Source organism: Roseimicrobium sp. ORNL1 (assembly GCF_011044495.1).
In the GTDB taxonomy this organism is placed as follows: Bacteria; Verrucomicrobiota; Verrucomicrobiia; order Verrucomicrobiales; family Verrucomicrobiaceae; genus Roseimicrobium.
Genome location: NZ_CP049143.1, coordinates 5,900,533 through 5,913,863 on the forward strand (window position 1 = coordinate 5,900,533; position 13,331 = coordinate 5,913,863).

Consider the following 13,331-nt stretch of genomic DNA (forward strand, 5'->3'; position numbering starts at 1 on the left):
TCCACGCCCTCAGCACACGGTGCCGCAGCCCCTTCCTCGTGGCCTCCGACGGCGCAGTACCATGGCGCCACAAGCAACGAGCAGCAGGACACAGCGACCGGGTTCCGGCACGACACCTGCGGTCACCACAAGAATGCCGTCACTCAGGAAAAGACTCGTATCCCAAACAAGGTTGTCCTTGAGAGTGGGAAGAAGCAGGTCATATCCAGCCTCGCCACCAAACCGAATCCCACCCACATTGAACCCTCCAGAATTGAGGGACAACCAATCAAGCAGGTTGAAGACATCCCCCGCCGCCGCATAGTTCAGAACATAGTCGAGGTCGACCACTTCAATAGTCGCTCCGGCGTTGAGATTGAGTTGCCCCTTGATCTCAAGATGATCGTAAAAGTCTGGAGGCATGGCGTCCTCCAGGACGCTGTTACCAATCAGCGAGGCCAGCGCCGCAGAGTATCCCGGGTCATCCATGCTGGTGAGCGCATCTGAGACTCCCAGATCGAAGTAGGTGTACGCAGAGGCCACCTGAAGTCGCAGGGTTCCTCCGGTCTGCACCGTGAGATTGCCATCGACGAACAACGTCCCCACTGCCAGCCCTCCCTGGTCACCAGGAGCCAGGATGCCGCCCGCATTCACGAAGTGCGTGGTGGCGGCACTACCTTGCACCAGGCCCGTACCCGACAGCGTGCCACCACTTTGCACAATGGTGGCGCCCGTGCCGGTACGTCCCATCGTTTCTGCCGTCTCGCGGGTTCCATCACCGAACTGACCCACCTGTAGGTTACCTCCGGCCACCGTGGTGGTGCCAGTGTAGGTGTTGAGCTGATTCAGGATGGCAGTGGCTGCTCCATCCTTGATCAGATGTAGGGCGCCGTCGGGCTCCGCCTCATCACCGAAGTAGTCAGGAGTTTCACCATCGCGGAACATCACGTCCCAGGTGTTGTCATTTCCATCTTCCGTGATGGTCAGGAAACCATCTTCCTTGGCTGCGTTTTCGATGGTCATGGTCGAGTTTGCCGCGCCTGTGGCATTCTCATCCCAGCTTCCCGTGCCACCATTCTGTATCAATCTCCCGATCGTGACCGACTTTCCTCCCGCCTGAAGCGTCGAGTTGTAGTACATGTTCACATCATTCTCCGCGGTGAGCGCCAGGTCATTGGCGAGGCGTACAACGGTGCGCTCAAAGACGTCTGGCGTAGCGACGTTGTTATTGTCGCCCGCAATACGCAGTTCGCCCTTCCAGCCGCTGTTATCGCCGCCAAGCACGAAGTATCCGTACATCGGAGCGAACTGCCCGGTGGAGAGCTGGTCATTAAGCCGGACATCGATGAACGCCCTCTCGCCCGATCCCGACCCACTGATGTTCCCATTCAGGAATACATAATTGTGCTGTGTGCGACCTGTGATATCCGGATTGACGGGATTGCCCCCGTACAATTGGACGTAGAGTCCCGCGTCTGCCGTACTGCTCCGGCTGTTGATATGAATGTCTCCATGATAGGTGGCCGAGCTGTCGTCGGTGTAGAGGTAGGACCGCAGGAAGTTGTTGGCGGTGGTCGTGCTCAGCGTCCCGTGAACTTCGATGTTCTGATACAGGTGCAGGTCCTCCGTCTCAGAAGTGAGGTCCGTGTTGTTGTTGGCACTGCGCTGCGCCAGCGCCAGAACCCTGTCACCAAGATTTGTCGCAGTATAGGTGCGGTCACCCAGGTAAATAGTATCGCCAACCCCAGCCACATCCCCGTAGCCATACAGCAGGAGCGAGCCTCGTCTCAGCTCGATGGTCCCTTCAAAACCCGCACTGGTCTCACGCAATTCCAACGTGCCCGTTCCGGTCTTGATTAGAGTACTGTTCGCATCTCCAAGGAGTTGCCCGCCATATCCACTGTTCACGCCGAACTGAATGGTACCGGACGTTCCCGTGTTGCCCACATCCACGCCGTTATTCTGGGTGTGTATAACCAGTGATCCATTGATCAGTACGTTGCCCGCAATCTCCACGGACCTCCCCGTATCATTGTACATGTAGGTGGTGTCCGCATCAGACTCTCCGAAGGTGAACCACTCCAGCAGCCGCACCTGTCCGTCGAAGTTGGTGTTCGAACTGCGCTGGAACTGGAAGCGCACCTCCGAGTTGTTCAAGATACGGACCCCGTCGTCGAAGCCCTCATGTGTACCAAACGGCCAGATGTACTGATCATCCTGCGGCTGGCCGCGAAGCTCAACGATCGTCTTGACCGCGCCATCACCAATGGTGGTGAGGCCGCTATAGGTGTTTCTCAAGCCGCCGTAGTTTGCGGTCGAAAAGCTGGTGGCCGCGTAATCGGTACCCAACTGGAACGTCCCAGCACCTTTGATCGTCAGATCCCCCGACAGAGGATTGTTGGTCATCGAGGCATCGCCGGACGCTGGCACATAATCGGAAATGGCGTTTGCTTCCGACGAGATAAGCCCATTGTAGGAAATCTTGCCGTTGGATGTGAATTCAAAGGTGCCGCCGTTGCCACCCAGGGTAATGCCGCGATTTCCATCCAAAACCTCCGTGCCGGTGCCCGTATAGCGGATGGTACCGTCATTCAGGTACAGGCTGTCGCTGACAGCGGTGCCAGGCGCCACACCCAGCATGGAGAGCTGGCCAATGGAGACCTTGGCACCTCCTACGATGGCCGTCTTCCCCGTGTAGGTGTTCGCACCGGCAAGAGTTGTTACCCCTGGCCCGCTGAACACCACGTTCTGCGCGCCGAGAATATTCCCCGCGACGGTGACTTCACCGCTCGCATAATTGTGGAAGATAAGATCCACCAACGAGCTTGAGGTAGTGATACTCACGCCAGCAGCGATGGCCGCCCCACCTGTGTAGTTGCTAGTGAACAAAACGCCCCCGTCCTGCAGGGTCAGCGCACCACTGCCGATGGTGGCATTTGCGGTATTGAAGCGTACACTCGCGGTGATGCCCGCAATGGTGCTGATCGCCTGGACGTCCGTATGCAACCCAGCGCCGAAGGTGTTTACCTCACCAGCGGAGTGGGCGTAAGCAACCAAATTCCCCGCGCCATCAGTGGCAGCCCATCCATCGGCGCGAAGTGCCTGGCTCGTGGAACTCCCGAACGTAGCGTAGGAACCAATACGACTGCCGGCAGCAATGCCCGAGGCGAGTATGGAGCCACCATTCACTTCCTGGAAATGGACCGTGCCCATGGTGCTGCGGGAAATGGTGGAGGTGAGTTGAATCGTTCCCGCATCCGTCACCATGATGGTAGAACCCCCGGCAGCCACATTGGCAGCTCCGAGTTGCTCCGTGAAAGCAGCATCACCAACCATTACCAATGCGCCGCCGCCCAGGCGGAGTTGCGCATTCTGACCAACTCGGCGATTCAAATTGGCTGCGTAGTTGCCGAGCACAAGCCGGCCAGCCACCATGTTGACACTTTCCACGGTGCTTCCACCTGCGGAGGATCCCAGGAGATTTACCACGCCGCCGCCCACCTTCGTGATCGAGGACTTCACTCCACTGCCGCCATCCACCAGGTTGAACGCCACGTTGGTGATACCACCCTCCCTCTGGAAGAGTCTCAGGTCACGGTTGTAGGTGCCTGACGCAGCCGCTTCAAACGTGATGCTACCCGTGCCGAGGCCGAACGTGACGGTGCCGCTGCTCTGCACGCCACCCAGGGTCGAATTGCCCGTGCGGTTCCCCAGATCGTTTTCAAGTCCAACGCCAAAGCTGGAGATATTGAAAACCTGTCCGTCCTTGGTGAGGAAGAGGGCAAGGTTCTGGTTCGTGACCGTGGCCGAGGACACATCCCCCCCCATGTGATACCCGCTCATCAGATTGGCAGGATTCATGTTCTGCGCTGCGGTGTCCGTCCAGAAATTGCCATCACCATGGTAGTAGAGGTACCCCTGCTCGTGGTTGATGCGGCCCACGGCATCCCATTGGTTATCCACCCAGACCGCGAGCTCATTGTTGCTGCGGAATGTGGAGGTGCTGTAGGTGGACGTGGCAGACCCGGCGATTTCGAAGCGCAGGATCTGGTTTTGGTTCAACTCCGTGACCTTCTCTCCGAAAGCGCCAGTGGCTGTGTCCTTGAACGAACCCTTCAGCCACAGCGTGCCGTCCGACGTACCCACCGTACTCACCATCTGGGCCGCGGTGCCGTTGGCTCCAAGGATCTGGTAGGATGGATCACCATAGATATTCCCGTAGATGATGCCAATGCTGGAGGTGGACCGCACGATGTTGCGATTGATTGTGGTCCCCACCAGGCCGGCCTGACCAGTGATGTCGACATTGTCGATGATGATGTCCCCACCCCAGCCAGAGCCGCTCTCGATCACCAGCGCGTTGCGGTTGCCCGGATTGCCCTCGCCGATGCGAATATCCACCCCGTTGATGGTGACCCCTTCCTGAACCACAAATCCTCCATTGCCCATCACATTCACGATTTCACTCTGTCCCAGCGCCTGCGCATGGCGCACGTACAGCAGGCCCTCCACCACATTGGTGGGTCCGGTGTAGCTATTGATGCCCCCCAGAATGAGCGAGCGTTCGCCGACCTTGGTCAGCCCGTTTGCATTGGTGATGCTACTGTTGATGTAGAGGTCGGAATTGGAGGTCTGGGCGCTGCCGTATCCCGTTTGACCCGTGTAGTTATGATGATGCCACACGGACCCAGCATTGATGATGGCCTCCTGGCCGTTGAAATCGAGTTCGCCGCCCAAGATGTACACTGTCTGGTTGATCACACTGGCTGTCTGCGCCGCGCCACTGCGCTCCACCACGCCCAGGTTCGCCACGTTCAGCACCCCACTGGAGATGGTCAGCGTGCTGCCCTCCCCGAGGTAGACCTGCATTCTCTCACCTGCACCACCGCTGGAAGTTCCGGTATAGTTCGTGACGGGAGCCAGATAGATGCTCAGCGAGTTCACGGTGAGGTCACCCTCGAGAGTCACAAAGTCGGTTTTCAAGTCTCCCGACAACGGGTTATCAAGCGAACTGGCCCGCCCGCGCAGCGCGACGTTGTCATCCGCATTGATGCCCTGTGCTTCCAACTGCACCCTTGTCACCGGCGCGTCATTGCTGTTGGCCACATTGACATATTCATTGTCAGCCAGAGGACGGATCACGTTGAGGCTTTGTCCCGTGAATGGGTCAGTCGCCGTATCTACAGTCATCAAATACCGTGCCGCAGTCGACTCCCCATCGAGACTGCCGTTCGTGCTGGTGAGCAGATCGTGATAAGCGCCTCCGAAGACCCCCTTGAGAATGGAGCGGTTGGTGCCGTTGGATCCATTCCCACCATGAATCAGTTCGGTGGGAAGCTCCTTCACTGCAATCACGCCGACATCACTGAAGACACTCGTGCCAAAGCTTGAGTCGGCGAATTTTCCACCGTTTTCGTTCACGGTGAATTTCAAGACTGCACCCTGCTCACGACTGATCGAGTTGAAGATCAATCCGGAGAAGGTGGGCGAAGGCGTGCCTCCATTGGCGCCCGTGGCACGTGCGGTATACACCTGCACCCGTGCCATGCCATTCGCAATGGTCAGGTCCCCCAGAGTCTCGTATCCGGAATGCACCGTGGACTGGCCCTGCATTCTCAGTCTGGAATAGCCGCTCATGGTGATCGGCGCAGCATCATTGATGCGGTCGCCAAAAGGATCACCCCCAGTGCTTTCGTTGAGCATGCCAAAGAAGGCATTTCTCGAAATCGTGATTCCCTGCACCCCTGTGATCTTGCCGGTCTCGTTATACAGCCAGTTCGTTCCCGAGCCGAGGATCAGATTCCCCGTCCAGTTGGGAGTGTTCCCAAAGAACCGGAGTTCACCACTGTTTCCGATGCGAATGATGTCGCCACTTCCCATCAAGTCGCCACCGCCATTAAGCTGGATCGTGGCCCCATTGGAGATATTGAAAATTGAGTCCGTCTCAATCGTGAGCTGACCATTCAGCGTGTAAGTACGGGCAGTACCACTTGTACGCAAGGCCCCGGCACCCAGGTACCCACTCCCATTGAAGGTAAACCATTCATTGGTCGTCCAGTTCGCTCCCATGGCCAGGTCGAGCGTGGCTCCATCATGAATGATCGTTCCATCCATGGCTGAATGATTGGTGCCCAGGAATAGGGCGAGAGCTGTCGGCGCCTGAATGCTCAAAATCCCCTCCTCAATGAGCATCAATCCAGAAAATGCCGAATTATCGACTGTGCCATCCAGCACGAGCGTGCCCCCACCCTTCTTGGTGAAGTCCCCGAAGAGCGGATTATCCAGGATGTTGGCCGTATATCCGTTGGTAGGATCAACCACATTGCCCTCGCCGGAGATGAGTCCGCTGTAGGTGAGCGTCGTACCGGCCGCCGTCTCAATCGCGCCACCATCGCCACCCAGAACAATACCCCGGTTCGCATCCAACTCGAAGGATTCCGTCGTGCGCAGGGTGCCTCCATTGAGGTATAGGGTGCTGGCTGCTGCATTGCTTCCAAGATTTGCATCCTGGCTAATCTGGAGTGTCCCGCCCACGAGGTACGTGTTTCCCGTGTAGGTGTTCACTCCCGTCAACACTGTGGTCCCTGTGCCCGAGTGTACCAGGCTAACCGTATCGCCCAGGCTATTGTTTGTGATCACAGAGCCGATCGTGAAGTTGCCGGCGGTGTTGTAGTTGTGAATCAGCAACTCACTGCGGAAGACTCCGGGTGAAACCTCCCAATATTCTTCACTGGTCAGCTTGCCCCCCAAGATGCTCTTCCCATTCTCTCCCACATTGGTCGCCACCAGGATGGCGCCCCGCATCAACGTGAGCGTTGCGTCATCCGCAAGTGTGATGGTTCCGTCATTGGCCCCGTAGAAGCGCAGGCCTTGCACAGCACCGCTGGACGTCATGGTCCCGGTATAGCCAAAGAGATTGGTATCGGTTGCCCAGCCCGTTTCGGCCGCCGTCTTCCCACTCCAGTCGGCAGCATTCTGCGTGGAGGTATTGTACTGACCGGAGACGTCTGCTGACACAACGTTGTTCGGCACGGCCCCGCCGGAGCTCACGACAGCGAAGTCGTTTACCACTCCGTCCTGTTCCGAATAGACCGCCCACGGCAGAATCGTCTCCGTGGGAGTGCCGTTCAGCACCAGATTCACCGTGCCTCCGTTGGCAATCTTGGAGAATAACACCGTGCTGCCTTCCTGCCGGATGATATCTGTTCCCAGGGTGCCCAAGATCAGGTTGGTGGCAAAGCTGCTGCTCGATGCAGCGGCGCCAGTGACTCGAATCTCGGATCCGCCCGCGAGGAAACGAAGCTGCCCCGACAGGGTCTGCGAACGGGTAGCCGTCATGTTTGCATTGCCCAGATAGTTCAGCATGCCACCACCCATGGTGAGTTGTGCTGTGGACGCAGCGAAACGATTGGTACCCTGCTGGGTCTGCTGCCATTCCATGGTGCCTCCCATGATGTTCCACCTCTCTACTGAGGATGCGCCGTAGGAGTTGTCCACCAGTCGCGAGATCCCCTGCCCGATCTTCGTCACGCTGCTGTTCACGCTGGTGCCGTTGTCCAGGAGGCGCAAATTGTATTCAGACGTGCCTCCCGCACGCTGATAAAAGCGGAGATCGCGATCACCCCCGTGGTTTTCGAACACAATACGCGACTGTTCTGTGCCGGTGCTGTCGTTCGAGCCAAAGTATACCGTCCCCGAAGTATTCTCCGAACCCAGGGTGATAGCCCCGTCCCGGTTCGCATTGTAGATGTAGATGTTAGGATTATTGAAAATCTGTCCGGAAGCCGTCAGCATGATGGCGCCATTGTAGGTCGCCGTACCGGATGTGACGGACGTTCCCGTCGCAGCTGGTCCACCCAAAGAGGTACGCGTGTAGTATTCGTTGATCAGATTTGCTATGGTATGCGTGCCGTTCGTATACCACGCCGCCACCGCAGCATCGGAGAAAAAGCCACCAGCGGACGCGGGATCATACATCACCCGGAGGAAGCCTGTGGTAACGTCGATCTGTCCTGCGGAATCCCACTGTTGGAAGACATTCACATTCTTCTCATTGTGCCCTCGCACCTGGAAGCGCATCAGGTGATTGCGGTCATATTGCACGCCTTCGATATCACCGCGGTTGTACACCGGAAGCCCCAGCGCTCCGTCCTTGGTGTCCTTGAACTGCCCGTAGAGATTCACGACCGTCGATCTGCCCGTGGAGGTGGTGTCATCCGTGGTAATCAGGCGACCAGCGTTGAAATAGTCACTGTCGACCGAGTACCACACCGGGTCGGTCGCATAGATATCCCCCAGGACGGAGAGCGTGGCATCATTGGCGCCGCTCATGTAGTACGTGTTGTTGAGCTGCGTGCCAGCTACATCCACACCATCAATGATGATATTACCGCCCCACACGTTGTTCTTGGCGTCGTTCGAATAGAGAATCCACCGGGCATTGGTGGTCGTCTGGACGAGCAGGTCCGCACCCGAGGTATTCACGCCGCCTTGCAGATACAGACTGCCTTCCCCACTGAGCAGCACACGATCAGAGGATCCCAAAGAACGGTCATGCCGTAGCACGAGAATGGCCTCACTGACATAGGTGGTGCCGGAGTAGTCATTCCAAGTGTCAAAATACAGATTCCCGCGGCCAGTCTTCACCATCCCTGTGGCATTCGTAATATGCGTACGAATGAAGGCGCTGTTGCTCGCAATGTAGGAAGACCAGGTGCTGCTCGTGGAATCTGTATCGTGCCAGGAGGCGGCATTGTTGATGATGCCAACCTGCCCATTCATATCAATGAAACCACTGCCCCCACGGATCACCGGCTCGAGATTCGCAGTCGGCCCCTCGCCGAAGGTGGAGAAGGTAATCATACCGGAATTAATGGTGAGCGTGGCTCCGGGTGCGATGTAGACAGAATCCTGCCCCGTCGTGCGAAGGGTAGCGTCCGCGACACGCAGGGAGTTGATGGTGGTACTCGTGCCGACATTGGGAACATTCGCCAGCAAACCGGCATTTCCGGTAGAATCGGTGACGTTCCAGTTCACCCCCGAGGCAAGCGTCGAGGAATACTCGGAATCCTTCAGCGGCCTCAGATAGGTTACACCGTTCACGGTTTCCAAGGTCATGAAACCCACGCCCGAACCGCTCCAGCCCAAGGCATTCTCCAACTGCTCCTCCGGCCGGAACAAACTGCCCCCAACAACCGTTGGAGTGGGAGGGACGGTTCCGCCCAAGACTCCATAGACGATCGCCCGGTCCGTCGTGGCAGCTGCGTTCGTGTTGCCAACCACCTCCAGAGTAGACGTATCTTCCACCGAAACGCGTACGTCATCGCCACTTTCTGCGCCGAACGATCCATCCCCATCCAAGTTCATGATCTGCAATACGGAACCCTCGTTGATGGTCAGGGTCTTGAGCTTGTTGTCCACCTTTCCACCCGCCCGTCCATCGATCATGAACCAGTTGGTGCCCATCTCAGCGACGACGTTTCCCCAGTTCTCCGCATTGGTGGCGGTCGCATCCGTGATCAGATGCATGTAACCATTGCGCAGCGCCATGATTCCATTGTCGTTGATTCGGTTGTCGACATTGAATCCGCTGTTCAGCAGGGTGATGCTCGCTCCACGTTCCAAGGTGATGCGCGATGCATTGCGCAGGGTGCCTTCTGCGGTGAGGGCCACATTGAAATACTGCGATTCCGGCGCACCGCTTGCCGTGCTGAATCCGCGATTCAGGAAACGTCCGGTCTGCTGCACAATGGCGAACTCGCCGTTGAATGCCGTCTGATCCTTGCCGATGCGCAATTCACGATTGCCAACCTTGGTAAGCCCTGAGCCCATGTTTCCTGCACTGGTGTTGTCGAGCGTGGCATCGAGTTCCAGCCAGCCCGGATGGTCATAGGCCGTCGTCGCTCCTGATCCAAAGGTGCCGTCGGCACCGCCGGTGACATTGAAGAAATTGTCCTGCACGCCTCCGCCTAACAGATTAATGGTGCCATCAAGCGTCATCTTGAATGTATTCCCGGCCCCCGCGGTCGTGCTTCCGCTCGTCTCAATCCAACCACGGTTCAGGTTGATGACAAGGTCATGCACCATGTCCTTCTGCGCAGTGAACTCCAGTCTGGCCTCTGCAAGATACGCCGTGCCGCCGACATTGCTGTTCGCGTCTGTTTGCGAGCGGCTGCCCTGGCTGAAGTTTGTCGGGTCAAAAGGAACATCTGGATTAAACTCCCCCTGATTGTATCCAAGGTTGATCACCGTGCCGTCATCGAATCGCGTGGTGCCGGAGAGGCGGAGTTCGCCCTCCCGGATATTGACCTGGTTCAATCCAAAGATGTCCGTGTCATAAAGGATGACGGTATTCACGCCCATCTTGGTCAGCGCATGCCCATTCCCCTCCAGTTTCGCCCGAATGAACTCGCTCGTTGTGGTGTTGGTATAGCCACGGAACTCAATCGTGCTCTGCCCGCCAATCGTGGTATCTCCCGTCAAGATCACGTGGGAGACCGTGCCGGTCGTCGATGAGTTCACGAGGGCCCCCATACCGCGCCAGCCCGATCCTTCGATCATGAAAATCTCCGTCTTCCCATCGGCAGTGTTCAGGTTGAAGTCATGGTTGCGCAGGTCCAGGCGGCCTCCGTCCTTGATCACAGTCTCGTTGCCCACACCCAAGGCCCCGAAGAGTGTCGCCGTGCCATCACCCTCACTTCTGAGCGTGCCGGAGTTGATGACGAGTTGCCCGAGAAAGGTGTTGTTCTGCGCATTCCCAAGCTGCAGGATTTGATTCTTCACGGACGTGATCGTGGAGGTGAATGTCATTGCCACACTCCCCGACTGCGGTGCATTGGCTCCCGCACCCGTGGTGATGGGTCCATTCAGCACCAGCACGGTTCCGTTGGTGGGGTCATCCATGGAAATCGCCAGAGCACTGTTCAAGACGATGCCGGCAGAGATGGTGTCATTTCCTCCATCATTGATTTTGTTGAGCTGCGCAAATCCCCCCGGGGTGCTCACTTCAAACGTCAGTGCCGATCCTCCAGTGGCGCTCAGCGTGTACGACTGACCCCCGGACAGGTCGCCAATGTTCAGCGTGCCAATCGTGGCATTCACGTTGAGGGTCACCGTGCGATTGCTTCCGATAGCCCGAGTAAGGCTCGCGATGGTGTCGACACCCGTGGGCCCGCCGGTGACATTCGGATTCCAATTCGTTGCCGTGTTCCAGTTCCCGTTGGCATCCACCGCCCATATCCATTCGCCCTGTCCATGCACTGCGGAAAAGTTGCACACCACCAGTGCGCCACACACGACTGCTGCCTTCTTCATGAAACGTGTCAGTGCCGTCTTCCATTGTCCGTTCAGGCATGCGTCGTGTATGTATCGTGTATCCATGGTATTGCAGGGGAAGAAAATTAGCGGCCGGATTTATTGAATGTTAGGCCCGCCACGATCCCCGCTTCCATGCGCAAGATGCCTGCATGTATTCTATGTCTTCACTGGCCACACAGCTCAGCGATTTGCTTAGGTCACCCGTCCGGTTTCTTAGCCAGAATACATTGAGCGCAAAAAATGTGCGCTGCACGCATAGGGTACTCGCTTATACCTTCGGCATGCCGTTTTGTGAGCACACGAGCGCTCATGCTCCCGCCGAATCGGCGTTCGATTACTAAGCGCACAACCTCTTTACATCTAAAGAATCAGACTATACGTCCATGCACGCTTACAGCATGGCCATGAAGGGATAACCTTGCCCTTCTGCACTCAAACGCGGTCCATGTCGCCCGCTCACCATCGGCTCACGTTGGGAAATGCCGCTGCAAAATCAATACCTGGTCATGCCATTGTGATGGCAACGAGTGTTTCTCCAAGCATAAGTGCATAAGCCCTTTGCCTTGGCACCTCGGACGAATAATGAAGTCAACTCACTGACGAAATGCTTACGAGCGCGATGCCGGAGTTCCGCCATCGGTCTTCACGCCACTGAGCGGATGACTCGTCACGGCCTGCCACGCGATCTCCTGCAGCATCCGATTGAGCTTTTCTGCCTCCGGAAGTTTTGCCATGGATACAGGAACGGGAAGGCCGATGGGGCTCCGCTGATAAATGACCGCGAAGTGACAGTAGGCGGCAAGCACCCTGATATGCGCCTGTGGATGCCCCAGCGGATCGGTGAACAGTTCACTCTGCCTGCTGATGCCAGGTGCTTCTCCCTTGATGACTTTTTCACGCAAGGCCAGCACCGCTTGTCCCGCCGGCACCACGAACACCGCACTCTTGCCCGCTTTCGCATTCAGCTCCCGCACCAGTTTATCCATGCCTTCAAAGTAGGCAGCGTGAGCGGAGCGGAGTTGATCCATCGTCTTGGCGTCGCGATCGATCGTCACACCTTTGCCACGTGTTTCCCAGAGCGCAGTATCATCGAAGGGCACCCAGAATTCCTGGAGGGTGATGCGTAGCGCAGGATTGTGTTGCAAGCCGAAGGTCACAAAGTTCTCAATCCCCGGATCCGGCAGATAAATCGGCGAGAGGGTGAGCACATCTGCTTTCCCAGCTTCGAGGATGGGCTTTACCTTATTCTTATCGCCAGCAAGATCCCAATGTTGAATCACACGCGAACCGCCGATGCCCTGTACCGTGGCGATTTCGTGGCCGGTGATTCCCGCTCCGGCCGCCATCTCCTTCAGAAGTGCAGGCATCCACACATGAAAGCTGTGTCCTGCGGTGGCCACACGCAGGCCTTTCGGTGGCGCTTCAGCAGCGGACCTCTCCGCGGCGATAGCCGGGAATGCGAACAAGGAGAGAACGGCACAGCAGACAGTGAAGAGGGCGCGGCGCTTCATCATGGTCCGATGCAAACGCCTGCATCACCTCCTATATTGCGCCTGATATGACGGGACTCTTCTTGCTCCTGGACCCGCTGGCGATGAATTCGGAGTCGCTCAGTGCCTCCACAACGTAAGGCCAGCGATTTCCAAATTCGTACACCTCACCCGGGCCTAACACGACATCGCCACGAGCCGGAGTGCCAGTGATCCACACCGTACCCTGGATAAGCTCCAAACCAGTCACTCCATCACTCTGGTCCAGCGTGAGCACCATGCCACGGGGCAGGTGCGCCATCTCGGTAGAGCAGGTCGTGGCAGGCACGCTCACACGACCCGACAGAGACCATAGCTTTTCCAACGCCTGCCCGATGCGGTGAAACACTCCTTCAACCGTGGTCCGGGTGCTCAGGCGGTGGGGTTGCGCAGATAGGCTGGATGTGTTCATGGGACTATCCTCGCCGAACTGTTCTGTGCTTAACAGATTCACAATTGTAACTTTTCGCACTATACAGATGCACCTGCATCTTGCACTGTATTACC

The 13,331-nt window shown here is 57.3% G+C and carries 3 protein-coding genes; all 3 read right to left on the reverse strand.

The features are described 5' to 3' along the window. Nucleotides 1-9: 9 nt before the first annotated feature. The 3 genes from G5S37_RS23750 to G5S37_RS23760 all read right to left on the reverse strand — a co-directional run bounded on the left by G5S37_RS23750 (nucleotide 10) and on the right by G5S37_RS23760 (nucleotide 13,236). Nucleotides 10-11,292 carry an autotransporter-associated beta strand repeat-containing protein gene (locus tag G5S37_RS23750; RefSeq protein ID WP_165207337.1) on the reverse strand — a complete coding sequence of 3,761 codons (11,283 nt, stop codon included), beginning with the start codon at nucleotides 11,290-11,292 and terminating at the stop codon, nucleotides 10-12. A gap of 611 nt (nucleotides 11,293-11,903) precedes the next feature. Beyond that, complete coding sequence (locus G5S37_RS23755) at nucleotides 11,904-12,809, reverse strand: hypothetical protein (protein WP_165207338.1); 906 nt, start codon at nucleotides 12,807-12,809, stop codon at nucleotides 11,904-11,906. 28 nt (nucleotides 12,810-12,837) lie between these two features. Beyond that, a complete protein-coding gene (locus G5S37_RS23760) occupies nucleotides 12,838-13,236 on the reverse strand; it encodes a DUF2917 domain-containing protein (RefSeq protein WP_165207339.1) in 399 nt (132 codons plus the stop codon). Between the last annotated feature and the right edge of the window lie 95 nt (nucleotides 13,237-13,331).